Raw genomic sequence first — 24,560 nt, forward strand, 5'->3', positions numbered from 1 at the left:
TGCTTCCTGGCGTTTTTATAACATTTATTAATTTGAATTTATATATATTTTAATAATACTTCTATTTTTTTCTTATCAAATTTTGTTATCCCGTTTTTTATCTTCGATAAATTTTTTAAATTAAATTTTAGTATAAAATGTTCTTTTAATTTATATTCAACAGAATTATTATTTTCAGGCTTATATATTACAATTTTATCATTTTCAAAAGATAATAGATATAAAGATAATGCTGAAGAGATAGAATTAAGTTCATGTTTTTCCAGCTTACAAAATATATTATTAATACTTAAAAATTCCGGGTTTTCCAGCCTTATATCCATCAATTGATATAAAAAATCAGATGGATTATTCAAAAAGTAAGTTTTTATGGTATTAATATATATTATATTATTATTATTATATATTTTTTTTATAATATTTTCTCGTATAAAATATAAATCTTTTTTATAAAGAAATACTATCGGAATACCAAAAATTTCTGCTATTTCAGAAATATACTTTATATATTTTTTTGAAAAAATATTTACGGTTAATATTCCTACTTTATTTTTAAATTTCTTTGAATTTTTAAATTGATTTATCAACGCAAATAATTGGTTTAATTTGAAAATATTTAAAGAAATTTCTCCATAATTAATGACATAAAAACAGTTATCATCATAAATAGGTTCGTTATAATTCTTATAAAATATATTCTTTATTCTTTTAAACAATAACTTTTCAATTATTGTATCAATAATATTCTTCATTTAAATCACCGACTTTTTTCAAAAAATATTCTAATTTATTATGCAATCTATTTCTATAGTATCCATGAAGCATAATAATATTATCATTTTTTTTATCTATTTCTATATATGCATATGGAGAATCCTTAAAAATAAAATAATTATTTCTATCTGGATATAAATATGAAATTTGATGTTTTTCCTTATAAATTTTGAATAGTAAAATCGGTATTTTTACAAGAAACATATTTGATATTATAAGATTAAAAAGATAATCATATGATGCATTATTTAATAAATCTATTCTTAGAATAATTAAATCTATATGCCTGATTTTAGCATAAAAATAATTTTCAAACTTAAATCCTTCATGTTGTAACATAAAAAGAATCCTATCTTCATCATTTATATTGATTATTCTATTCTCAAATGAATTCAATTCATCTTCTGTTAAACCATTAAAAATATTTACATTATCTTTATTCAAAATAACAGAAACCCCATTCTGGTCTAAAAAAGACCAGGAATGGGATGTTATATTTAAATTGATATTATCATTTTCAAATTCCATCAAATGAATCGGAGCTCCTGCAAAAATCTTCAAGATATTCCTCCATTTATAAATCCTTTTAATTTTTATTCAAAAATACTTTATATGCATAATATGTTTCATACAAATCTCCTTTTGAAGCTAATTCATATGGTGAATGCATTCCAAATAAGGCTACACCTGCATCAATAACGCTTAACCCCTTTTCGGCAAAGAATTTTGCTATTGTTCCTCCTCCACCTTGATCAACTTTACCTAATTCACCTGTTTGCCAGATAACACCATTTTCATTAAATATTTGTCTTAATTTCCCAAAGACTTCCGCATTTGCATCGTTTGTTGCTGCTTTACCTCTTGAACCAGTATATTTAGCAATTGCAATTCCATAACCCAATCTTGGAGCATTAGCTGGATCATGAACATCTTTGAAATTTGGATCATATGCAGCCGAAACATCTGCAGATAATAATGTTGAATTTATTAAACAATCGTCTATATCTAATTCGATATTAGAACTTCCCTGTAATTTCAATAATTTTTTTATAACTGTAATCCAGAAATGATGTTTGGCTCCTGTATTTCCATCGCTACCTATTTCTTCTTTATCAGTCAACAATATTGCTGCACTTCTAACTTCTGGATTTGATTCAAGCAATGCCGTTAACGCCGTATACGAACATATTCTATCATCATGCCCATAAGCAGCTATTAAAGATCTATCAAATCCTACATCTCTGGCCGGAAGTGAAGGAACTACTTCTAATTCTGCTGAAATTAAATCTTCTTCAACTATTCCATATTTTTCATGCAATATATTTAAAATATTTAATTTAACGCTATCCTTTATTTCTTCATCATAGGATATTGAAATTGTGCCTAATAATAAATTCAAATCTTCACCTTTAAATACTTCTGATACTTCTCCCTTTCTTCTATCAAGATGAGGTAACAAATCTGAAATCACAAATACTGGATCTTCTTCTGAATCACCTATTGAAACATCTATCTTTGTTCCATCATTTTTTATAACTACTCCATGTAATTCAAGAGGAATATTTAACCATTGATATTTTTTTACTCCACCATAATAATGTGTTTTTGCCATAGCTATACCAGAATCTTCCACTATAGGTTCAGGTTTCAAATCTAGTCTTGGTGCATCTACATGAGCACCTACTAAATTAATTCCATTAGTTAAACTGCCTTTTATTTTTATTGCAAATAATGATTTGTAATTATTTACATAATATATTTTATCTCCATCTTCAATTTCACCTTTTTCTAAAAAATAATTTAACGGTTTAAATCCTTCCTTTTCTAATTCTTTAACTGTATATTCTATAGCTTTTCTTTCAGTTTTAGAATAATCTATAAATTTTTTGTATCCCTTTGAATACTCATCAATTGCCTTTCTATCCCTCTTTTCCCAGACTGAAACTTTTTTTCTTGTCAATTTTTCCTGAAGTTTTTTCACATCCACAAATTACACCTCCTGAATTTTTAAATGCTCTCTATATTAAATTGTATCATATTGAAGTTTTTTTTCAAAGTATATATAGAGGGATATAGTTTATATTATTGATTATAAAACCGATTATTCACATTATATAGCTTAAAATAAAGGTTAAAAAATAATAAAATTTTTAGTATAATAAAATTAGTACGATGTCCAAAAAGTAAAGTTGCTCAAACCTTAATTGCTAATCTTCAAAAATAACATATTTTCGCCGGTCGTATCAGACTCACATCCATGTTCGGCTTCACTCAATTTTGCATCCATGCAAAATTGACCGGCTTCATATGCTATTTTTTCAGGCAATTTTCGAGTTTTCGCTTACTTTACTAATTGGACACCCAAAAATTAGTTGTAATGTTAAAATTATACTATAAAAAATAAGAATAGGGGGAAATGTAATGTCTGAAAAAGTTGATAGAGAAATAACTCTTGATTTAGTAAGAGTAACAGAAGCAGCCGCATTAACAAGCAGTTTACATCTTGGTATGGGAAATAAAAATGCAGTTGACCAAGCAGCTGTTGATGCTATGAGAGGTATGCTCGATTATATCGAAATAAAAGGAACGGTTATTATCGGTGAGGGGGAAAAAGATGAGGCACCAATGCTTTATATTGGTGAAAAAGTTGGCACATGGGATGAAACAGATGATGAATATGATATAGCAGTAGATCCAATTGATGGAACAAGACTTGTAGCTTATGGTCTTCCAAATGCAATAAGTGTTATGATTTTAGCAGAAAAAGGACGCCTTGCATACTTACCTACATTTTACTCATACAAATTGGCAGTTGGCCCAGAATTAAAAGGTTTATTAGATATCAGAAGCTCAATTCGGGAAAATTTAAGAGTTGCAGCAGCGGCTTTAAAAGTTCCTATAAGCGAAATAACTGTTGTGGTTTTAAATAGAGATAGACACAAAAGAATTATTGAAGAAATTAGAGAAGTTGGCGCCAGAATAAAATTAATAGGTGATGGCGATATTGCTGCTGCAATAGCAACCGCAATGCCAGATAGTGGTGTTGATATATATATCGGTATTGGTGGGTCTCCAGAAGCTGTTTTAGCAGCTGGTGCTTTGAGAACGTTGGGCGGTGAATTACAGGTTCAACTATGGCCTCAATCTGAAGAGGAAAAAGAAAAATTATTAAATGATGGATGGAATTTAAATAAAGTTTATTTCACAGAAGATTTGGCTGGAGGGGAAAATGTACTATTTTCTGCAACAGGTGTAACAGATGGAGACTTTTTAAAAGGTGTTCATTTTTATAAAGGAAAAGCCATTACAGAAAGTATTGTAATGAGGTCAAAAACAAGAACAATAAGGAGAATTACAACATATCACGATTTAAGATACAAAACTATAAGATTAAAATCAACTGAAGGCGATTTGAAATTGTTAAACATAAATAAAAAACGGGAAGATTATATAGGAGGCGGAATTTAGCTATGATTGCTTTTTTTACCGATTGGGGGAATGACAGCTATTATGTTGGGGTATGTAAAGCTGTAATAAAAAGCATAAATAAAGATATAGAAATAATAGATGTTTTACATGAAACAAAGAAATTTGACACTAAAGTTAATGCCCATATATTATATCGGTTTTCAAAAGATTTTCCTGAAGGCACTATATTCTTGAGTGTTATTGACGCTGGTGTCGGAAGTAACAGAAAACCTATTATTTTAAAAACACAAAAAAGAAATTTCTATTTTATCGCTCCGGACAATGGTATTTTAACTCTGATTGCCGAAGAGTACGGAATTGATAAACTGATCGAAATTAATAATCCAAAATATTTCTTTAAGAAAAATTACTCAACCACTTTTCATGGAAGAGATATTTTTTCACCTGCTGCTGCATATCTTTCAAAAAATGTCCCAATTGAAGAATTCGGGGAGGAAATAGATACGATTAATTTATTTAGATATAAACCTCCTGAAATAAAAAGTGAAAGTCTAGAAGGAGAAATAGTATTTTTTGATACATTTGGAAATATACAAACAAATATTCCTGCTGATTTTGGTGAAACCTTATTCAAAAAAGATGATTCCGTAATAATTCATATAGAAAATAAAACATTTAAAGCTTATTATGAAAGAGTATTTAGTGATGTATTACCTGGAGAATTGTTAATACATCCAGAAAGTTCAGGATTTTTAGAAATAGCTATTAATCAAGGAAATGCAAAAGAATTTTTAAACCTTAACTCTGAAGGAGTGGAAATAATATTAAGAAAAGAAATATCTTAGGTTGGGACTTATCAGAAAAAATATCTATATTGCATACAATTATACTTTTTTTGTTTATGTTCTTTTTTCATCTAATGAATTATTGGTACATTTTACCAATTAGTTTTTTTTGTTTATATATTATAGTGTATATTTTTGTTGAAAAGAGGCTTAGAAGAATCGTTCACAAAGGAAATTCATATAGTTCAAAGCATTATAATCTTGAATATTCTGGATTATTACGCGAATTAGATGAAATGATTAGAACATATTCTTTATTACTTTTAAGAGAAAGAGAAGGCTTAAAGGAATATTATGATAAATTCAATGCTATTTTTGATAGTATAGGTTCAGGATTGTTGGTTTTTGATGAGAATGGCATTTTACAAAAATCTAATCAAAGAGCAAAAGAAATATTTTATAATATACCTCTAAAATATGGCGTGAAATTATCCAATATATTTATTAGAAGTGGTATAAAATCAAACTTAGAGCCTGGAATCTATGAAGTTTATTCAAAAAAATTGAAAAAAAATCTTCAGCTTATTATAAGCAAAAAAAGCAATTTTGTTATCTTGGCTATAAATGATATTACTAATTATAAAAAATTAAAGAAAAATCTTGAAAGCACAAGACATTTTGCAAGGCTCGGTGAAATACTGGCCAATGCGGCTCACGGACTAAAAACTCCAGTATCCAGGCTAAAAATGTCTTTTCAAATGTATGAATTTACAAAAGAAGATGAATATTTAAAACAAATGAAAATAGAAATAGATAATATCCAAAATCTGATTAAAGAAACTCTTGATTTGTTCAAAGTTACAGAAGGTTTTAATAAATTTAGTTTAAACAAAGTAGTAAATGATGTAATTAAAAATTTTAAAAATACATATCCACAAATAAATTTTATAGTTCAAAATAATGTAAATATCGAGATAAACAGTGATGTATGGCTATTCAAATCTGCAATATTTAATATAATTCAAAACTCTATAGATGCAGTTTCAATGAAAGAAGGTAAAAGTTTTATTGTTGTAAAAACTATGGAAAAGGAAAAATGTTATAAAATAATATTTGCAGATAATGGTATTGGAATGACATCAGAGGAAAAACAAAAATTTTTAAAACCTTTTTTTACAACAAAAGAGTATGGAACTGGTCTAGGAACTGTATTTCTAGAACGTTTTATTATTTTTCAAAATGCAAAATTACGTATAAATTCGATTAAAAACAAAGGTACTATATTAAGTATTATTTTATATAAATAATACATGGAAATTATTATTATAAACGAAGTTAATATTGATTATAAATTTTATAAACCAGCAAATTAGGTTTGCTGGTTTATTTAATGTTAAATTTTCTTTATTTGTAATTATTAAATATCAATGAAATTAGAAAAATATGTTATAATAATATTTAGAATAAAATTAGGAGGATATTATGAAAGAAAAAGTATATATTCTAACATTAGGCTGCCCCAAAAATGAGGCAGATATGGATGTTTTAAAGGGTATTTTTTTAAAAAAGGGATTTCTTTTAACCACCGATCCAAAAGAAGCGGATTATTCTATTATTGATACATGTGGTTTTATTGAACCTGCGAAAAAAGAATCTATAAATGAAATATTTAATATAGTTTCGTTAAAAGAAAAAAATCCAAATATGAAGATAATACCAATTGGATGTTTAATTGAAAGATATTATGATGAACTAAAAAAAGAATTAACAGAAGTTGATGGTTTAATAGGTGTCGTGCCACCCGAAAAAATAGTTGAATCAATTGAAAGTGGAAACTTTTATTTAAAACTGCCAAAGCCATATGATGTATATAAATGTGATTACCGTGTAACTCCTGATAAACCATATGCTTATATTAAAATTGCAGATGGATGCAACAGAAAATGCGCATTTTGTTCCATACCATATTTTAAAGGGGAACCTGTAAGTAGAGATATAATGGATATTAAAAAAGAAGCGGAGTTTTTAACAAAAAATGGCATAAAAGAAATAATACTTGTTTCTCAAGATAATACGCTTTATGGTGTCGATTTATATAAAAAACAGGCGTTACCACATTTATTAAAAGAATTGAATTCAATTGAAGGGGATTTTTGGATAAGAGTCATGTATTTACACCCAGATTTTATTAACAATGAAATTATAGAATCAATAAATACATTAGATAAAGTAATACCGTATTTTGATATTCCTATACAACATGGTTCAGACAAAATATTAAAATTAATGGGTAGAATCAAAAAAAGTGATGAATTAAAAAATTTAATTTTTAGAATTAGAAATAATCCTGAGGCTATAATCAGAACAACATTAATTGCAGGATTTCCTGGCGAAACAGATGACGATTTTGAAAAATTATTATCATTTATAGATGAAATAGAATTTGACAAACTCGGAGCATTCATGTATTTTGATGAAGAAGGAACTCCGTCTTATCTATTACCAGAAAAAATCGATGAAAAAACAAAAGAAAAAAGATTTGAAGAGTTAATGGAATTGCAAAAAGAAATTTCAGCAGAAAAATTAGAAAGATTTATAGGTAAACAATTGAAAGTTTTAATTGAAGAAAAAGAAAATAATGTATATATAGGTAGAGCATATTTAGATGCACCTGAAATTGATGGAAATGTATTTTTTAAGTCCGAAAGAAATTTAAATATTGGAGATTTTGTGGTTGTTAAAATCTTAAATAGTTCAGAATATGATTTAGAAGGGGTTGCGATATGAAAATATGGACAATTCCAAATATTCTAACATTTATAAGAATTTTAGCAACAATACCTTTATTTATTATTACTTATAATGAAAAATTATATATTATAGCTTTCTTTATCTATATTTTAGTTTCTTTAACTGATTTGCTGGATGGGTATATTGCCAGAAAATTTAATCTTGTTAGTGATTTTGGAAAATTCATGGATCAAATAGCTGATAAAATTTTAATTAATGCATTATTTATAGCGTTTTTAGAAACACAGAAATTGCCTGGATGGTTTGTTGCAATTATTATAACAAGAGATATTTTCATTAGCGGTTTAAGAATGTTTTTAGCAAACAAAAATATTGTTATTGCTGCTGATAAATGGGGGAAATTTAAAACCTTTTCACAGACAATTCTAATAGCTTCTCTTTATCTAACTGCCATCTGGCCCTTTTTAAACAAACTAAACTCTATTTTAATTATTCTAACTGTGTTTTTTTCTTTATTTTCTGGATATAACTATTTAATAAAGAATTTAGTCTATCTTGAGGGGGAGTAAAATGAATAATAAAAATAAAAGCCTTCGAACATTTATTGCACTTGATGTAAATCAAAGTGTAAAGGATATTTTAAGAGATACTATCTTAAAGCTTGAACGAATGGGTTTTAAGGGAAATTGGACAAAACCAGAAAATATGCATTTGACATTATATTTCATGGGAGATACACATATTACTAAAATTACAGAAGTAGCTAAAAGAATGGAAGAAAGAATAATTGGTTTCCCTACATTTGCATTTAGTTTAAATAAAATAGGATATTTTAAAAACAAAAATTTTCCAAGGGTTATCTGGCTGGGTGTTGAAGGTGGAAATACATTAAAACAACTTCATAATGAAGTTATAAAGTCATTGAAATTATCAAATATTCAGGTTTTAGATAGCAATTTTCAACCACACTTAACAGTTGGAAGAGTAAAGAAGGCTCCAGAATTCTGGGAAAAACTCATTAAAGTTTTAGATGTTGAAAAAGTGATTATACCTGTACATGCTGTTCATATATATTCATCGACTTTAACAAAAAATGGGCCAATATACAAAAAGTTGTACACTATTGATTTTGAGGGAGGAATGATTATTAATGGCTAAAAAACCAGCAAAAAAAGAACCTGTAAATAAAGAGGAAATGCTTGATAAATTGGTAAAAGAATTAGAAAAAAATTATGGTGAAGGTTCAATAATGATTTTAGGAAAAGGACTGGAAGAAGAAAGAAAACTTGATATAGTTCCAAGCGGTGTTCTTTCTGTAGATGTGGCCTTAGGTGTGGGTGGTTATCCAAGAGGTAGAATTATAGAAATATACGGAAATGAATCAAGTGGAAAAACCACGCTCGCATTACATTCAATAGCTGAGGTGCAAAAGAGAGGTGGAATTGCTGCATTTATTGATGCAGAACATGCACTTGACCTCGAATATGCAAAAAAATTAGGAGTTAATCCTGATACTTTGATACTATCTCAACCTGATTTTGGAGAGCAGGCATTAGAAATTGTAGATAGTATTGTAAGATCTAATATTGTAGACTTAGTAGTAGTGGACTCAGTAGCGGCATTAGTTCCAAGAGCCGAAATAGAAGGAAACATGGGAGATTCTCATATGGGACTTCAGGCCAGACTCATGTCTCAGGCTTTGAGAAAGTTGGCTGGTAGTGTAAATAAATCAAAAACTATAATCATCTTTATTAATCAAACACGTATGAAAATAGGAGTCGTTTATGGAAATCCAGAAACAACAGCCGGTGGTGTTGCACTAAAATTTTATTCTACAATAAGAATGGAAGTAAGAAAAGGTACAACATTAAGGGAAGGAAAGGATGCATATGGTAACGAAATAAATATTAAAGTTGTTAAAAACAAAGTTGCTCCTCCATTTAAAGAAGTTAAAGTAGATATGATTTATGGACAGGGATTGGCAAAAGAAAATGATATATTTAATTTAGCCGTTGCAAATGACATCGTAAAAAGAAGCGGAGCATGGTTTTCCTATACAGATTTAAAAGAAAATGAAATCAGTCTTGGACAGGGAAAAATAAAAGCTCTTGATTATTTGAAAAACAATTCCCATCTCTTGGTAGAAATCGAATACAGAATCAGGGAAAAACTGGGGCTTATTATACCCGATGATTTAAAAGAAAAAATAAAAAATAATAATGAGGCACAAAATGAAGAAAAAGAAGAAAATTGATCCTTTTGATGAAGATGCCGCACAAAAAAGTGCAATCAATTTATTGAAATATAGAAACAGATCTGAATATGAAATGAAACAAAGATTAATCGAAAAAGGTTTCGATGAAATCGTCGTCAATAATGTTATTTCTAAACTAAAAAAATATAAATTACTGGATGATGAGTTATTTGCGTATTTATATACATATGATAAACTCACCATAAACAAAAAAGGACCTTATATTATAAAAATGGAACTTTTAAACAAATTTCATATCAGTGAAAATATTACCGAAAATGCTATTGATAAAGTTTTAGAAGAAATAAATATAAAAGAAATAATTCGTAATATAATATTGTCTCAAAAAAAAGATAAAAGAAGAATTAAAGAATACCTTTTCAAAAGAGGTTTTGATATTTATCTAATTGAAGAGGTATTAGATGAACTTGGAGGTGAAAAATGATGGAAGTTTTATATATAGCTATAATAATAATTTTAGCAATTATGTCAGGAGTTTTATATAAAATAGGTTTGAATAAAGGATTAGAAAAAGGAAATAAAGAATTCATTGAAAAATTAAAATCAGAAAAAGAACAATTGAAAATGGAAATAGAAATAGCAAAAAGAGAAAAAGATGAAATATTGAGAAATGCAAAAAAAGAAGCTGACAATATTGTAAAATCAGCACTTATTGAAAGTAAAGAAGAAATACAAAAGATGAAAGAAGAATTCAACAGAGAATTGAAACTCGAAAAAGAAGAATTAAAATCCATGGAAGAAAGATTAATCAGAAGAGAAGAAATGATCGACAGAAAAGAACAAAATCTTGAAGAATTAAAAAACAAACTGGATAGAGAAAAAGATGAAACATTAAGATTAAAAGAGGAATTAGAAAATAAGGTATATGAAATAGCAAATTTAACCATGGAAGAAGCAAGAGAAAGAGTTTTAAATGAAGCAAAAGAAAAATATGAATTGGAATTAGCTCAAAAATACAAAGCTCTTAAAGATGAATATGAAGAAGATGCAAAAAAGCATGCTCAATGGGTTGTAAGTATAGCTGTTCAAAGATATGCATCTGATGTTACTTCAGAAATAACAACATCTACTGTTGCATTACCAACTGACGATATGAAAGGAAGAATTATAGGAAGAGAAGGGCGAAATATACGTGCATTTGAGAAAATGACAGGATGTGATTTAATAATAGATGATACCCCTGAAGTGGTTGTTATTTCAGGGTTTAACCCTTTAAGAAGAGAAATAGCAAAGAGAACTTTAGAAGCATTAGTTGCTGATGGAAGAATTCATCCTGCCAGAATAGAAGAAGTATATGAAAAAACAAAAAAAGAATTGGAAGATATTATTAAAGAAGCTGGAAAAGAGGCAGTTATGCGTGTAGGTATTAAACCTTTACATCCTGAACTGGTAAAATTATTAGGAAGACTAAAATTCAGAACAAGCTATGGTCAGGATGTATTGGAACACTCCATTGAAGTTGCTAATTTTGCAGGGTTAATGGCTGCAGAATTAGGATTAAACGTAGAGCTAGCAAAAAGAGCAGCTTTATTGCATGATATTGGTAAAGCTATAGACCATGAAGTAGAAGGTTCTCATGCAATAGTCGGAGGCCAATTAGCAAAAAGATATAACGAAAAATTAGAAGTTGTTAATGCTATACAATATCACCATAATGAAGTTGATCCAATGACACCTGAAGCTGTAATTGTTGGAGCAGCTGATGCTGTATCAGCAGCACGTCCTGGTGCAAGAAGAGAAACTCTTGAAAATTATATTAGAAGAATTGAACAGCTTGAAGAAATAGCAAAAAGTTTCAGGCACGTTGATAAAGCTTATGCCATTCAGGCAGGACGGGAATTAAGAGTTATTGTACAACCTGATAAAATTGACGATGCGTTAGCAGATAAATTAGCAAGAGACATTTCAACTCAAATAGAAGAAATAATGGAGTATCCTGGAGTAATCAAAGTTACAGTTATTAGAGAAAAAAGGAGTGTTGCATACGCTTCATAAATAATAAATGGCGGCTTAATGCCGCCATAATTTATAAAGGTGATATTATGAAAAATATAAAAATTTTTACTATAATTATTATATTAATTATATTATCAACACTTACATCCTGTATTTCATTTCAAAAACAAAGTCCTTTACTTACAAAAGAATATTTAGAAGGAATGCCATTAATTTTAGAGTTTGCAAGACCAGTTACAAAAATTGAGATTTATAATGGAAATTCATTAATTTATAGTTATAATGGTGATATTATTTATAAATTAAAAACAAATCTGATTTTACATGATGATGCAACTGTAAAAATTACTGAATTCTATAAAAATAGAGAATATACAAATATTATAAAAAAAGTAAAACCTGATATCCAATTTTTGTTATATGGTGGTGCAGACAATAGTCTTGACAGTAAATATAATGACCCTATAACTGGAGAAAATGACTATTTTTTTGATCTTGATATATCTGAAATAAGGAAATCAATAAAAAAATCAAATATAAATATTGTAATAAATATTTTAAGTGATAGATATGCAAAGAAGGATGAAATTATATTTATATCGAATTTTAAAGGTAATTATTTTGAATATGTGTATGCTCCAGATAAACTTGACTTTTCAGCTGAACTTAGTTCAGCATCAACAAGTACAATGTTTAAATTCTTAGATATATTATCAGTTAAAAATAACAAAACAATAAAAATTTTGGATTTATGGGATCATGGTAATGGTTGGGCCTGGGAAGCTCGAAAAAGTATAAATATACAGCCTAAAGCTATTATTCAAGATGATACATCAAATAAAGTATTAAAAATTAAAGATATTAAATCTGTAATTCAATATTATGATAAAAAATATAGCACAAAAATTGATATTCTTGCGTTTGATGCCTGTAATATGATGAGTATAGAAATCATGTATGCATTTAAAGATTTAGTTGATTATTTTATAGGATCTGTATATTCAATAGCCGGACTTGGTTTTTACTATAATTTTTTTCATGATTTAGATGAAAATAATTTAAAGGAATCAATAGTATATAAAATTATAGAACAATATAATTATTACTATACCGTTGAATACCATCTTGATAGATTAAGCTTATCAGCGGTTAATTTAAATTATTTTTCATGGGATAGAATACCAAAAATAAATAACATAAATACTAATTATGCATTATATAAAAATGATAGTAATAACTATGTTTCAGAGCCTACAAATATGATTGATATCAATAATTTAATACTAAACAACGGAGAATATTTAGCTGATTATATTAATCCAGCAATTGTAAATTCCGTAGTGAGAATTGATGGCGTTGATTATCCACAATATAGCGGTATTGGAATAATGTTTGAAGATATATTTACTACAAATCCCAATGGTTATTATGATGATTATAAAGCACTTTCTTTCTATGATGAGTTTCAAAATTGGATTGAAACAACATGGAAAAATATTATAAAAAATCAATAATATTATTATTTTTTATTATTGTTTTTTAGAATAAAATACTGTATAATTATTTATGAAAATATAGTTTGGGAGGAAAAAATATGGCTAAACATGACTTAGGTATAGATTTGGGTACAGCTACTTTCATTGTATATAAAAAAGGTGAAGGCGTAATAATAAACGAGCCTTCCGTTGTCGCAGTTGATAAATTAACAAATACAATAAATGCTTTTGGCAATGAAGCCAAAGCAATGGTAGGGAAAACCCCATACGGAGTTGAAATAGTACATCCTATGCAGGATGGCGTAATTGCATATCCTTCCTTAATAGAACAATTATTAAGATATTTTATAAAGCAGGCAAAATCAGGTTTTTTACCTTCTAAACCGACACTTGTGATAGGGATTCCAGCTCGAACTACAGATGTAGAAAGAAGAGCGGTAAAAGATGCTGCAGAAAAAGTTGGTGCTAACAAAGCTTATCTTGTTTTAGAACCTATTATTGCGGCAATTGGTATTGGCCTTGATATAACAAAGCCGAACGGCCATTTAATTGTTGATCTTGGAGGCGGAACTACTGATATTGCTGTTATTAGTTTAAGCGGAAGCGTTATTTCAGAATCTATTAAATTAGCTGGAGAAGCAATGGACATAGAAATAATAAAATATATAAAAAGAAAATATAAATTTTTAATAGGTGAAGCCACGGCTGAATTCTTGAAAAAAGAAATTGGAAAGGCCCATAAAGATATTGAAACTCTTGAAATGGAAGTTAGAGGTCAGGATATTGCAAGTGGAATGCCTTCTTCAAGAGTTATAAATTCTGATGATATATTTGAAGCCATTGAAGGTGTTTTGAATGAAATAATTCAAAAAACAAAGTCTGTTTTAGAACATACTCCTCCAGAATTATCAGCAGACATATTGAAAAACGGCATATATTTAGCTGGTGGAACATCAAATTTAAGAGGATTAGCTCAATTATTCGAAGAAAAAACAGGTGTAAAAACTGTCGTAGCAGAAAATCCTCAATTGTGTGTTGCACAGGGTGCTGGTATTTTATTGGATAATCCTGAATTGCTAACTAAAGTAGCTGTAATATAATAATGTTATTATATAAAAAACAAATCTCCTGCTTTGTTCAGGAGATTTGTTTTTTATACTTATCAAAAAATATGAAATAATTTTCATTTAGTATTTGACAAGTGTGAAAAATGTGTTATAATTGTAAAGAAATAGAAAAATGGAGGTAGGGTGATGAAGTGTGAAAATGATATTTTATCCAATTTTGAGTTAATGGCAGAGTTATCTACAAAATTTACAGGGGAAGAAAATGAAAAAGAATTTATGAAAAAATTATTGTCTGTTGCTATTGAAAGCATTCCGGAAGCTGAAGCTGGAACAATATGGTTAATAGACAATACACTTTACAAGGCTGTTGCTGGATACAATTACAATGATGATGTGGTTAAAAATTTAGTGGTTCCACTTGAAGACGCATATATATATAAATATATAGATTTTGTTGATATTATAGAAATAAAATCATTTGAAGAATTCAAAAGTCCATCAAAATTATTTAAGGATACAGTAAAAACATTACATGCTAAACATGAAAGTATGATTACTCTTGCTTATCCTTTAAAAGTTTCTGGAAAAGTAAAAGGTCATATATATATAGATAATTTTAAACTTAAGAAGTTTAGTGAAACAGCTAAAAAATCCTTAAAAATATTTGGAAGTTTTGCTTCCACTTTTTTAACATTAAAATCTTTGCGTGATGAAGAAAAAAATGCCAATGAATTAAATAGCATCTATTTAAGTTTTATTACTCACGAAGTAAGAACGCCTTTAACTGCAATATTGGGATATGCTGAAAGTATATTAAGAGGGAAAGATGAACTTTCAAAAGAAGAAATCGTCGATCTGGTAAAACGAATATATATGAGTTCGAAACATATGAATTCACTTATAGCAGATCTTTCAACATTTAATAAATTAAATAGAGAAGAAGAATTAAATATTACAGAACTTCATTTGAAATTTCTTATATACGAATCTATATCCATTGTAGAACCCCAATTATCGCCAGAAGTTGAGTTAAATATTAAATTCAAAGAAAATATTCCTGAAATGATAGAAACAGACCCCTTAAAAATGAAACAAATATTGGTAAATATTGTTGGAAATGCTATAAAATATACAGACAGAGGTTATGTAAATGTAAATGTTGATTTTGATAAAAAAACAAAAGAATATATAATTTTAGTGGAAGATAGTGGACCTGGTATGCCTGAAGATAAATTAGAAGATATATTTAAGCCTTTTGTTAGATTGGCTAAAAATAAACCAGGAAGTGGTTTAGGACTGGCTATTGTAAAAAAATTAATAGAAAAGCTAAAAGGTAGAATACGTATCGATTCTAAAGTCGGAGAAGGGACAACTGTAGAACTTAGATTCCCACAGAAAATAAATTAACAATAAAACTCCCCAAAAGGGGAGTTTTATTGTTTAATAATTCCATACACCAATCTTTAATTTCAAATTCAACGTTTTATTTCCACGGTAAACAGTTAAAGTAATATCATCGCCATAATCATAATTATTGAGTTCTGCATATAATTCATCTGAATTTTTAATATCGTTTCCATTTACAGCGATGATTGTATTTATCAAGAAAACGGTGGACGTGATTACAATTGAAAAATAGTTCTTTCTAAAATCACTTGAAATTTTTCCTATGTTTCTTTATGAAAAAATATGTAAATCTAATTACACTCTTTCATTAAAAATTTGTTTTCCATGTATAAATAATTGTTTTTCCATCAGCACTTAAATTCCAATTGTCAATATCTTTCATATACTGTTTTATTATATGTAGTATGTTTTTTGCATTATTTTCTGTCTTTAGGTGGAATGTAATTGTATCTTCGCTATTTTTCGTTGGTTTATCACTTTCCAATGTAATTGTATATGTAAAATTTTTAAAAATTTCTTCATTAAAAAATGAGCTATCTAACCAATATGCATATTCTTTTACTGATTTTGGATAAGTTTTATTTTCTATAAAATATCTATCTATGTATCCTTTAAAAATATCAGATTTAGAAAAAAATAAAATTTTCATCATTTTGATTTTTTCTAAAATTTCATAGGCTTCAAAATCATCTCTATATTTATTGTAAATTTCTACTAATCCAGTTAAATCAAATTTTGCTGTATACTTTCTATTTTTATAATCTTTAACTCTCAAAACAACAATATTATGTTTTAGCATTTTTTTTAAATATCATATGTTGTTTCTTTAGAAAGAGAAGACATATCATTCCAATTTGGAAAAAACGAAGCGGTTTTATCTACGCTTGTTCCAAAAATTACAAAATCTATAGTTTCATCATCAAATTTAATTTCTACAGGATCGAAATAGTCATTTCCAAGATATTTTCCCCAAGATACAAAAATATCAAAAGAGTTATCTCCTTCATTTAACCTCAAAACTAACTTAGACTCCCTATCATAATCTGTAGCCACTGCCTTAGAAAAAATCATAATAGTTTTTTTGTTTGTCATCAAATCTTCTGTAACTTTATCAACCCAAACCCCAGCATACATATTCAAAATAACTAAAACAAATAACACTATTAAAAAAATTCATTATTTTTTCTTCTTTGTATTTTTCTTATCTTATATAAAATGAATATGTAATGTGAGATATAAATTTTGCTATATCCAATATTTTATTAGTTATATTAAGTAATAATTTATAGATAAATTTAATTTTATATATAAAATATGAATAAAAATTACAAATTTGACATTTAAAATATTATGGTATATAATTTTAGTATAATATATTGTTGGAAATATTTTATATTTGTGAGGTGTTATTATGTTAGTAGATTTTAGTTTTTATAATTTTAAATCCTTTGCAAAGAAAACGGAATTTTCAATGATAGCAGATAATAAAGAATCGAAAAATTCTTTTAAAACTGAAAAATTCAGATTATTAAAAACTGCAGCAATATATGGTCCAAATGCAGGAGGAAAAAGTAATTTACTTAAAGCTTTTAAATTTTATATATATCTTATTTTAAATTCAGCGATTTTTGGGTTTGAAATTCCCGATGAAAGGTTTAAGTTAAGTGAAAAGCTCGTAAATGAGCCTATGATATTTGAAGGGAGATTTATTATAGATAATGTTTATTATAGATATGGTTTTTCAATAAAAGATAGTAAAATTGAAAGCGAGTGGCTTTATCACAGACCTAAAGGACGTGAAGCAAAGATATTTGAAAGAGATTGGCAAGAATTCAAAAGAGGAAAATTTTCTGAAGGAAAAGGCGTTGAAGAAAAAACGAAAGAAAATACACTTTTTCTATCTTCTTTAGCTCAATGGAACAGCCAAATTGCAACTAAAATAGTTGAATTTTTTAAAAATATAAACTTTATTTCTCCGGATTTTCCTCCAGGAGTTACTTTAGATTTAATAGAAAAGGGTATAATTGATAAGGAAGAATTTTTAAATATATTAAAAAATGCTGATATAGGAATAAACGATTTTAAAAACGAAAGAATAGCATTAAAAATAGATGAAGAGTCTTCATTAAGTTCAAGAGATATTGGAATTATATCTATAAAAGATAAAAAGTTTTATTTGAATAAACTTGTGACATATCATCCGTTTTTTGATGATGAAGATAATTACATAAAGAATGTTGAATTTAATTTTTTAAAGGAAGAATCGGATGGAACAAAAAAATATTTTAATATTTTAGGACCTGTATTAGCAACCTTAAAAAACGGAACTGTTTTATTTATAGATGAACTTGATACAAGAATTCATCCATTATTATTAAGAACAATAATAGAACTCTTTCATTCAGAAAAAAACAAAAAGAATGCACAGTTGATTTTTACAACACATAATACAATTATTTTAGATTCGGAATTATTTAGTAGAGATCAGATATGGTTTGTAAGTAAAGATAAATATGGAAAATCAGAGTTATATTCCCTCCTTGAAATAAAAGGTGTAAGAAAAAATGCAAATTTTGAAAGAGAATATTTAAATGGAAAATATGGTGCTATTCCATATCTAAAGAAAATCTTAAAAGGATTTGATATCAAATGAATCGAAAAGATTATTTTGACAAAAAAGGCAAAAGAAAAAAAAATACAAGAGAAATTAAACCTTTGATTTTAATAGTATGTGAAGGTGAAAAAACAGAAAAATATTATTTTGATTCTTTTGAAGTATCAAATGCACATGTTAAAGTTGTAGGAGAAGGAAGAGGAGCAAATGTTTTATTAAAAGCAGCAAAGAAATATTTTAAAAAAGAAAAATTTGATCAGGTATGGCTCGTATTTGACAAAGATGAAATAGATGATCAAAAATTCGATGAATCTATAAAAGAAATTGAGAAAAAAGGTTATAATACTATATATTCTAATCCGTGTTTTGAATTGTGGTATTTATTGCACTTTGTTTTTTATCAAGCATCTTTGAGTAAAGAGCATTGTTTGAGAAAATTAAAAGAAAAACTTCCTGAATATGAAAAAAATATTGGAGATATGTATGAAAGATTAAAAGATAAAATGAAATTAGCTATAAAAAATGCTAAAAAATTGGAAGAACAAAAGAAAGATATAAATATTCATTCTAAAAAGAATCCATATACAAATGTTTATAAACTGGTTGAAGAATTGAGAAAATATGAAAGATAATATATCTATAATTCTAAAAACTGAATACGGAATATAATACTATAAGTTCATAAATAATTTTGTTAAATAGGGTAATTTTAATAATTGCATTTCTTCAGAGTATTTTGTTGAAGATATTGGAGTTTGGAATTAAATGTACATTAATTTTAATAAAATTAACAATAAAACTCCCCAAAAGGGGAGTTTTATTATCCTTTTTTATCTAAGGCAAGTTTTTCTTCATTGTTTGCATAACGTCTCATTCTTGTTTCATAATTATAAATTCCACGTTTTGAAGGATATTTTTCTGCATATCCTTTTTCATACCATAATTTATCAGCATAAGGTTTCCACCCTTCAGCTAATTTGTCAATTTCTGGTGCTAATTCTGTTATAACTTTTTCACTTCCCGGATGTTGAGGAATGGCATTGAACTTTTTAACCATAGATCTAAACACTTTTGGATTATCAATAATTGGACATGGTCTGAATAGATTGTTAGAATATGGTATAGTTCTTTTATAGGCTTCAAAAAATGGAGATTTTAAAATTTCAAGTATAGATTTTTCTCTGATATTATCAACAGCAAATTGTTGGAATACACATGGTTCTACGTAACCTTTAGCATTAATATGTAAGTATTTTGAACCAGCTGCTAAACAACCATGAGTTAAAAATCCATGATTCCAGAAATCAGCTACAAAAGCAAAATCTCCACCAAGTCTCATTTTTTCCGTAATTTCAAATCTTTCATATCTTTGCTCTGGGGTTGGAACTAAATCCATCGTTGGATCCATACCTACAGGCATGAATTGGAATATCCAAACATAAGAAACATTATGGTCTTTTAAGAAATTCCAAAATTCATTTCCCATAATTAAATCATGATTTTTCTTTGTAGCAGTAACTGAAGCTCCATAAATCACACCATATTTTGTTAATAATTCATACGCATGCATGATTTTTTTGAATACACCCTTACCTCTTCTCCAGTCTGTCATTTCCTCAAAACCTTCAATAGATATTGAAAGTGTAGCATTACCTAATTCTGATAATTTTTTTGCTTTTTCTTCATCTATTAATGTTCCGTTAGTATAAATCATAAAATATGAGTCGTTAAACTCTTCAAGCATATCAAATAAATGTGGATAAATGAATGGTTCTCCACCAGTTATAATAAAGAAATAAATTCCCAAATCATTAAATTGTCTTATAACACTAAATAGCTCTTCTTTAGAAAGTTGATATTTATGTCCGTATAATCCGGCATAACATCCTACACATCTCAAATTACATGCATACGTAGGACTAATTACTGCTAATTTTGGTAAAACAACATTATGTTCATGCATTTTTTCCTGTCTGATTTTTTCTCCAATCGCAAACTCATTGATAATTAAATTATTAATGACTTTTTCTACAACCTTTGGGTTTGATCTTCTAAAAAGGTTCGACCAATTAACAAGCATTGGATCTTTATTCTCTGCACCTTCTGCGAGTTTTTTTAATCCGCTTTTTGCAGGTTCTTTTGCAAAATTGGCAAGTGTTCTCAACAATTTTGCAAGATCTTCAACATCAGAATTTCTTACAACATTTGTTACAAGTTTTGATGCCTGTTTTAACATCATAGTTTTCATACTGTCAAGGATTTTCACAAAAATCCCTCCTTTATGTTATTATTTTTCCTATTATATATTCTAAAGATGCACTTAATTCTTCTTCTGAAAAATCAACACCAACAGATTTATAAATACCAATACCATCAAGCATTGCCTGTAATACAATAGCGGTTGTTTTATCTGGCACAAATTCTGTCCATACATCAAAAAGCTGTGTATAATAACCATGAAATAAGTCCCCAAGTTCTTTAAGTCTTTTCTTATTGTGAATGGAATTAATTAATATCTCGAAAAGCCTTAAAAGATCATCTGAAGGAAATTCCTTTATAATTTTAGAGTATAATTTAATTATAGCTTTAGCTTTTTCTTTTTTAGGTATTTCTTTAGGTAATAAATTTTTTAGATAGTTTTGTAACCTTTCAACCAGAATTCCAAAAGAAGCAATAATCAAAGAATCTTTGCTATCAAAATAAAGATATAAAGTTCCTTTTGAAACTCCTGTTTCTTTCGCTACATCTTCCATTGTAAAATGAGAAAGACCTTTATTCATAATGAGATTCAGAGCATGTTCTGCAATATTTTTTCTTTTTTGTTCTTTATATATTAATTTTTTTTTGTCAATTATATTCCCCATAAAAACACCTCACATGACTGACTGGTTAGTCAACTATATTATATTACATTTTACATTTCGTTTCAAATATGACAAATAGAGTCATAAAATTGAACTGTCATTATATCAGGTTATAAAAATCACAAATAAAGTAGAAAAAAATTTATAAAAAAATGACTGACTGGTTAGTCAAAAAATTTATAAAAAAATAAAAAAATCGTAACCTGTGAATAAAAAAATAAATATATAGAAATTTACAAGTATATTGATTTTTTTTATGAATAATGATATAATTAGATTGTCTAAAAAGTCAAATTCACTCAGACAGCTTGATTGCTTATCCTTAAAATTATTCATTCTCAGCCGTCGCTCAAACAATACATCGTGTATTGTTTCGCTCAAAATTACATCCATGTAATTTTGACGGATTTCATTCATAATTTTAAGGGCAATCTTCGAGTCTTCGTTTCATTTGAGACTTTTTAGACAGCCTAATGATATAATGTTATTGAATACCCGCCGGGGGAGCTCCTATACCGGGGCTGAGATTAAGGTGGAAACCTTAAGACCCCTGCACCTGATCCGGGTAATACCGGCGTAGGGAGAGCGGAAAAGGGTTAATAATTACGCCTTCCAGCCGGAAGGCGTTTTTTTTATTAAAAATTTTTTAAGGAGGTAGATTATGAAAAAAGTTTTATTGATTTTAATTAGTATTTTAATGTTGAGTATTATTTGGGCTAATACGCTTACAGTATATGTTTATGACAGTTTAGATTGGATAAAAAAAGGCGTTATTCAAAAGTTTGAAAATATGTATGGTGTAAGTGTGAATATTGTTGTTCTTGGTGATGGAGGTAATGTTCTTGCTAGATTAAAACTTGAAAAAAAGAAACCAAAAGCAGATGTTGTTATAGGATTAGATCAATCATTGTCCGTTTTGGCTATAAAAGAAAATTTAATATTGCCATATAAACCAATAAATATTGCAAAAATCAAGAATTCTGATTTGATATATGATAAAACATATCATTTGATTCCATATGATTATGGAGCAATAGCTATTGTTTATGATCCTGAAAAATTAGAAACGATACCAAAAACTTTTGAAGATATTACTAAATTTAATAAAAAATTAATCATTCAGGACCCAAGAACATCAAGTACTGGACAGGCATTTTTATTGTGGACTATTGCTGTTTATAAAGAACATTGGAAAGATTTTTGGAAAAGGCTAAAACCTGCAATTTTAACTGTTACACCTGGTTGGAGCGAAGCTTTTGCAAAATTCGAATCAGGCGAAGCTCCAATGATGGTAAGTTACGCAACTGATGGCGCATATTCATATTATTATTATAATTCAACAAAATATAAGGCATTTATTCCAGAAGAAGGTGCTTATGTTCAAATCGAAGGAGCTGGTATTGTTAAAGGAACAAAGAACTTAGAACTGGCAAAAAGATTTATAGAGTTCTTATTGTTTGATGAATTCCAAAAAAATATTCCTTTAAATCAGTGGATGTTTCCAGTTGTGAAAACAAAATTACCAGAAGCATTTAATTATGCAATTATACCCGAAAAAGTGGTTACTTTAAATTCTGAAGATTTAGAAAAGAATATGGGAAAATGGTTAGAAGATTGGGAAGAAATTATGCTTAAATAAAAAAAGGCTGTGAAATCAGCCTTTTTTTATTTAAAATAATAACATGTATATTATACAAAGTAATAAAAATCTATGTATTGTCGATTATTAAAAATGAGAGATTTTTAAGAAATATAATAGGGCTGTGAAACCAGCCTTATTATTATTTGATAAACTAAAATATAAATAGTATAATTAAAGTATAATTAAAGTATAAATATAGTACATATAAAAATGGGGGAAATTATGCTATTAAAAATCATAGCTTTATCAATTTTTTTCTTTACTTATTATTTAATAATATTTGGAAAAGGAAATAAGGCGGTTATTGCCTTTAGTATGGGATTACTTATATCCCTTGTTAAGGTTTCTGAAAATCTTCGTATATCTAATGCTGGAGAATTTATAGATTTTAACACACTTGGGATTCTTCTGGGGATGATGATTATTGTTGGTATTTTAAAAACGACAGGACTTTTTCAGGCTATAGCAATATACATTGTAAGAATATCAAAAGGAAGTGTTGTTTCTATATTTGTTTTTACCATGCTTGCTGTTGCCATTCTTTCCAGTTTTTTGGACAATGTAACAACTTTGATCTTGTTTTCTCCAGTAATAATATACATATGCCAGGAAATTGGAATAAAACCAGAAAATTTCTTATTCCCGATGATTTTTTCCGCTAATATTGGTGGAACTGCAACCATGATTGGGGATCCACCTAATATATTAGTTGGAAGTGCTTCTGGAGCTAGTTTTATTAAATTTTTAATAATCATGTTTATACCTTCTGCGTTTTCTCTTGTTATATCTATAGCTTACTTTTTATCAATAAATAGAGATTTAAAAAGTATAGAAAAAAAACAATTAAAAACTCTTTTACAGGCAGATCCAAAAAAAGCTATAACAGATTATATTTTATTAAAAAAAGGAATTTTGGTTTTTGGTTTAGTAATATTGGGCTTTTTTATACATGAATATCTGGATTACGAAGCAGCATTAATCGCTTTAACAGGTGGAGCTATAATGCTACTAATTTCAAAAAAAGATTTCGATGAAATATCTGGAGAGATTGAATGGGATACGTTATTCTTTTTTGTAGGGTTATTTGCCATAGTAAAAGCCTTGGAAGATGTTCATGTTATAGAAGATGTAACATTTTTGATATATAATCTTATTTCACACCCATATTTACTACTTTTAACTATATTATGGAGCACAGGAGTATTATCATCCTTTATGGGAGCAGTTCCTGTTGTAACCATATTTATTCCTATAGTAAAAGCCTTATTAGGCACTTTTGATAATAGTGAATTATTGTGGTGGGCTCTGGCTTTGGGCGCAAGCTTTGGTGGAAACGGAACAATAAGTGGTGCAGCTTCAAACATGGTTATAGTTGGAATGATTGAAAGTAATTTTGATAGAAAAATACGATTTATAGATTTTATGAAATTAGGAATGAAGGTGGCTGTTCTGGGACTAATAATCTCTTCAATTTATCTATACATATTAACAATAATATAA

Annotated in this window: 24 protein-coding genes and 1 riboswitch; of the genes, 16 read left to right on the forward strand and 8 right to left on the reverse strand. The window is 27.8% G+C overall.

Annotated features, from left to right (window positions below; translation table 11 throughout):
• Window positions 1–38: 38 nt before the first annotated feature.
• Genes X275_RS03715 through X275_RS03725 form a run of 3 tightly spaced genes read right to left on the reverse strand, consistent with a single transcriptional unit; the run spans window position 39 to window position 2,761 of the window.
• Complete coding sequence (locus X275_RS03715) at window positions 39–752, reverse strand: hypothetical protein (protein ID WP_047267598.1); 714 nt, start codon at window positions 750–752, stop codon at window positions 39–41.
• Window positions 736–1,335, reverse strand: a complete 600-nt coding sequence (locus tag X275_RS03720) for a hypothetical protein (protein WP_047267599.1) — start codon at window positions 1,333–1,335, stop codon at window positions 736–738. The genes X275_RS03715 and X275_RS03720 overlap by 17 nt, the downstream gene beginning before the upstream one ends.
• Window positions 1,336–1,360: 25 nt before the next feature.
• A complete protein-coding gene (locus X275_RS03725) occupies window positions 1,361–2,761 on the reverse strand; it encodes an aminopeptidase (protein WP_047267600.1) in 1,401 nt (466 codons plus the stop codon).
• Window positions 2,762–3,195: 434 nt separating this feature from the next.
• Here X275_RS03725 and glpX point away from each other — a divergent pair, with 434 nt between their 5' ends.
• The 12 genes from glpX to X275_RS03785 all read left to right on the forward strand — a co-directional run bounded on the left by glpX (window position 3,196) and on the right by X275_RS03785 (window position 15,940).
• Complete coding sequence (gene glpX / locus X275_RS03730) at window positions 3,196–4,242, forward strand: class II fructose-bisphosphatase (RefSeq protein WP_047267601.1); 1,047 nt, start codon at window positions 3,196–3,198, stop codon at window positions 4,240–4,242.
• Window positions 4,243–4,244: 2 nt separating this feature from the next.
• The gene (locus X275_RS03735; RefSeq protein ID WP_047267602.1) at window positions 4,245–5,048 is read left to right on the forward strand and encodes an SAM hydrolase/SAM-dependent halogenase family protein; all 804 of its coding nucleotides are present in this window, start codon (window positions 4,245–4,247) and stop codon (window positions 5,046–5,048) included.
• Window positions 5,049–5,173: 125 nt separating this feature from the next.
• The gene (locus X275_RS03740) at window positions 5,174–6,295 is read left to right on the forward strand and encodes a sensor histidine kinase (protein ID WP_047267603.1); all 1,122 of its coding nucleotides are present in this window, start codon (window positions 5,174–5,176) and stop codon (window positions 6,293–6,295) included.
• Between the two features lie 175 nt (window positions 6,296–6,470).
• On the forward strand, window positions 6,471–7,775 hold the full coding sequence (gene rimO / locus X275_RS03745) for a 30S ribosomal protein S12 methylthiotransferase RimO (protein WP_047267604.1): 1,305 nt from the start codon (window positions 6,471–6,473) through the stop codon (window positions 7,773–7,775).
• Window positions 7,772–8,308, forward strand: coding sequence for a CDP-diacylglycerol--glycerol-3-phosphate 3-phosphatidyltransferase (gene pgsA, locus X275_RS03750; protein WP_047267605.1), 537 nt, complete (start codon window positions 7,772–7,774; stop codon window positions 8,306–8,308). Before rimO ends, pgsA begins: the two co-directional genes overlap by 4 nt.
• A gap of 1 nt (window position 8,309) precedes the next feature.
• Complete coding sequence (thpR, locus tag X275_RS03755; RefSeq protein WP_047267606.1) at window positions 8,310–8,897, forward strand: RNA 2',3'-cyclic phosphodiesterase; 588 nt, start codon at window positions 8,310–8,312, stop codon at window positions 8,895–8,897.
• Complete coding sequence (gene recA / locus X275_RS03760) at window positions 8,890–9,993, forward strand: recombinase RecA (protein WP_047267607.1); 1,104 nt, start codon at window positions 8,890–8,892, stop codon at window positions 9,991–9,993. Before thpR ends, recA begins: the two co-directional genes overlap by 8 nt.
• Entirely contained in the window at window positions 9,971–10,438 is a 468-nt protein-coding gene (locus X275_RS03765) for a regulatory protein RecX (protein ID WP_047267608.1), read from the forward strand. The genes recA and X275_RS03765 overlap by 23 nt, the downstream gene beginning before the upstream one ends.
• The gene (rny, locus tag X275_RS03770) at window positions 10,438–12,009 is read left to right on the forward strand and encodes a ribonuclease Y (protein ID WP_442914808.1); all 1,572 of its coding nucleotides are present in this window, start codon (window positions 10,438–10,440) and stop codon (window positions 12,007–12,009) included. Before X275_RS03765 ends, rny begins: the two co-directional genes overlap by 1 nt.
• Before the next feature lie 47 nt (window positions 12,010–12,056).
• Window positions 12,057–13,484, forward strand: coding sequence for a clostripain-related cysteine peptidase (locus tag X275_RS03775; protein WP_047267609.1), 1,428 nt, complete (start codon window positions 12,057–12,059; stop codon window positions 13,482–13,484).
• 80 nt (window positions 13,485–13,564) lie between these two features.
• Complete coding sequence (locus tag X275_RS03780; RefSeq protein WP_047267610.1) at window positions 13,565–14,566, forward strand: rod shape-determining protein; 1,002 nt, start codon at window positions 13,565–13,567, stop codon at window positions 14,564–14,566.
• A 153-nt stretch (window positions 14,567–14,719) separates the two neighbouring features.
• On the forward strand, window positions 14,720–15,940 hold the full coding sequence (locus X275_RS03785; protein WP_047267611.1) for a GAF domain-containing sensor histidine kinase: 1,221 nt from the start codon (window positions 14,720–14,722) through the stop codon (window positions 15,938–15,940).
• A 33-nt stretch (window positions 15,941–15,973) separates the two neighbouring features.
• Here X275_RS03785 and X275_RS11335 read toward each other — a convergent pair whose 3' ends face one another.
• From X275_RS11335 to X275_RS03795, 3 genes are all read right to left on the reverse strand, one after another.
• Entirely contained in the window at window positions 15,974–16,138 is a 165-nt protein-coding gene (locus X275_RS11335) for a PDZ domain-containing protein (RefSeq protein ID WP_197072590.1), read from the reverse strand.
• A 109-nt stretch (window positions 16,139–16,247) separates the two neighbouring features.
• Window positions 16,248–16,739, reverse strand: a complete 492-nt coding sequence (locus X275_RS03790) for a hypothetical protein (RefSeq protein WP_047267612.1) — start codon at window positions 16,737–16,739, stop codon at window positions 16,248–16,250.
• 5 nt (window positions 16,740–16,744) lie between these two features.
• A complete protein-coding gene (locus tag X275_RS03795; RefSeq protein WP_047267613.1) occupies window positions 16,745–17,074 on the reverse strand; it encodes a hypothetical protein in 330 nt (109 codons plus the stop codon).
• Between the two features lie 277 nt (window positions 17,075–17,351).
• On the opposite strand from X275_RS03795, the gene X275_RS03800 reads away from it, so the two are divergent.
• Both X275_RS03800 and X275_RS03805 read left to right on the forward strand, forming a co-directional pair.
• The gene (locus tag X275_RS03800) at window positions 17,352–18,593 is read left to right on the forward strand and encodes an AAA family ATPase (protein ID WP_047267614.1); all 1,242 of its coding nucleotides are present in this window, start codon (window positions 17,352–17,354) and stop codon (window positions 18,591–18,593) included.
• On the forward strand, window positions 18,590–19,186 hold the full coding sequence (locus X275_RS03805; protein ID WP_047267615.1) for an RloB family protein: 597 nt from the start codon (window positions 18,590–18,592) through the stop codon (window positions 19,184–19,186). Before X275_RS03800 ends, X275_RS03805 begins: the two co-directional genes overlap by 4 nt.
• A gap of 188 nt (window positions 19,187–19,374) precedes the next feature.
• Here X275_RS03805 and X275_RS03810 read toward each other — a convergent pair whose 3' ends face one another.
• Both X275_RS03810 and X275_RS03815 read right to left on the reverse strand, forming a co-directional pair.
• A complete protein-coding gene (locus tag X275_RS03810) occupies window positions 19,375–20,802 on the reverse strand; it encodes a radical SAM protein (protein WP_047267645.1) in 1,428 nt (475 codons plus the stop codon).
• Window positions 20,803–20,833: 31 nt separating this feature from the next.
• Complete coding sequence (locus X275_RS03815; RefSeq protein ID WP_047267616.1) at window positions 20,834–21,418, reverse strand: TetR/AcrR family transcriptional regulator; 585 nt, start codon at window positions 21,416–21,418, stop codon at window positions 20,834–20,836.
• Between the two features lie 490 nt (window positions 21,419–21,908).
• Window positions 21,909–22,019: riboswitch (TPP riboswitch) on the forward strand.
• 60 nt (window positions 22,020–22,079) lie between these two features.
• Here X275_RS03815 and X275_RS03820 point away from each other — a divergent pair.
• Together X275_RS03820 and X275_RS03825 are read left to right on the forward strand one after the other, a co-directional pair.
• Entirely contained in the window at window positions 22,080–23,057 is a 978-nt protein-coding gene (locus tag X275_RS03820) for a thiamine ABC transporter substrate-binding protein (RefSeq protein ID WP_047267617.1), read from the forward strand.
• A gap of 225 nt (window positions 23,058–23,282) precedes the next feature.
• Window positions 23,283–24,560, forward strand: coding sequence for an SLC13 family permease (locus tag X275_RS03825; RefSeq protein WP_047267618.1), 1,278 nt, complete (start codon window positions 23,283–23,285; stop codon window positions 24,558–24,560).

The organism is Marinitoga sp. 1197 (assembly GCF_001021165.1).
Lineage (GTDB): Bacteria > Thermotogota > Thermotogae > Petrotogales > Petrotogaceae > Marinitoga.

What these genes read in the sequence shown, in the direction of transcription:
- X275_RS03715 (WP_047267598.1), bottom strand. Translation starts at nt 752, where the DNA reads ATGAAGAATATTATTGATACAATAATTGAAAAGTTATTGTTTAAAAGA.
- glpX (WP_047267601.1), top strand. Translation starts at nt 3,196, where the DNA reads ATGTCTGAAAAAGTTGATAGAGAAATAACTCTTGATTTAGTAAGAGTA.
- X275_RS03735 (WP_047267602.1), top strand. Translation starts at nt 4,245, where the DNA reads ATGATTGCTTTTTTTACCGATTGGGGGAATGACAGCTATTATGTTGGG.
- rimO (WP_047267604.1), top strand. Translation starts at nt 6,471, where the DNA reads ATGAAAGAAAAAGTATATATTCTAACATTAGGCTGCCCCAAAAATGAG.
- pgsA (WP_047267605.1), top strand. Translation starts at nt 7,772, where the DNA reads ATGAAAATATGGACAATTCCAAATATTCTAACATTTATAAGAATTTTA.
- thpR (WP_047267606.1), top strand. Translation starts at nt 8,310, where the DNA reads ATGAATAATAAAAATAAAAGCCTTCGAACATTTATTGCACTTGATGTA.
- recA (WP_047267607.1), top strand. Translation starts at nt 8,890, where the DNA reads ATGGCTAAAAAACCAGCAAAAAAAGAACCTGTAAATAAAGAGGAAATG.
- X275_RS03765 (WP_047267608.1), top strand. Translation starts at nt 9,971, where the DNA reads ATGAAGAAAAAGAAGAAAATTGATCCTTTTGATGAAGATGCCGCACAA.
- rny (WP_442914808.1), top strand. Translation starts at nt 10,438, where the DNA reads ATGGAAGTTTTATATATAGCTATAATAATAATTTTAGCAATTATGTCA.
- X275_RS03775 (WP_047267609.1), top strand. Translation starts at nt 12,057, where the DNA reads ATGAAAAATATAAAAATTTTTACTATAATTATTATATTAATTATATTA.
- X275_RS03780 (WP_047267610.1), top strand. Translation starts at nt 13,565, where the DNA reads ATGGCTAAACATGACTTAGGTATAGATTTGGGTACAGCTACTTTCATT.
- X275_RS03785 (WP_047267611.1), top strand. Translation starts at nt 14,720, where the DNA reads ATGAAGTGTGAAAATGATATTTTATCCAATTTTGAGTTAATGGCAGAG.
- X275_RS03790 (WP_047267612.1), bottom strand. Translation starts at nt 16,739, where the DNA reads ATGCTAAAACATAATATTGTTGTTTTGAGAGTTAAAGATTATAAAAAT.
- X275_RS03795 (WP_047267613.1), bottom strand. Translation starts at nt 17,074, where the DNA reads ATGTATGCTGGGGTTTGGGTTGATAAAGTTACAGAAGATTTGATGACA.
- X275_RS03800 (WP_047267614.1), top strand. Translation starts at nt 17,352, where the DNA reads ATGTTAGTAGATTTTAGTTTTTATAATTTTAAATCCTTTGCAAAGAAA.
- X275_RS03805 (WP_047267615.1), top strand. Translation starts at nt 18,590, where the DNA reads ATGAATCGAAAAGATTATTTTGACAAAAAAGGCAAAAGAAAAAAAAAT.
- X275_RS03810 (WP_047267645.1), bottom strand. Translation starts at nt 20,802, where the DNA reads ATGAAAACTATGATGTTAAAACAGGCATCAAAACTTGTAACAAATGTT.
- X275_RS03815 (WP_047267616.1), bottom strand. Translation starts at nt 21,418, where the DNA reads ATGGGGAATATAATTGACAAAAAAAAATTAATATATAAAGAACAAAAA.
- X275_RS03820 (WP_047267617.1), top strand. Translation starts at nt 22,080, where the DNA reads ATGAAAAAAGTTTTATTGATTTTAATTAGTATTTTAATGTTGAGTATT.
- X275_RS03825 (WP_047267618.1), top strand. Translation starts at nt 23,283, where the DNA reads ATGCTATTAAAAATCATAGCTTTATCAATTTTTTTCTTTACTTATTAT.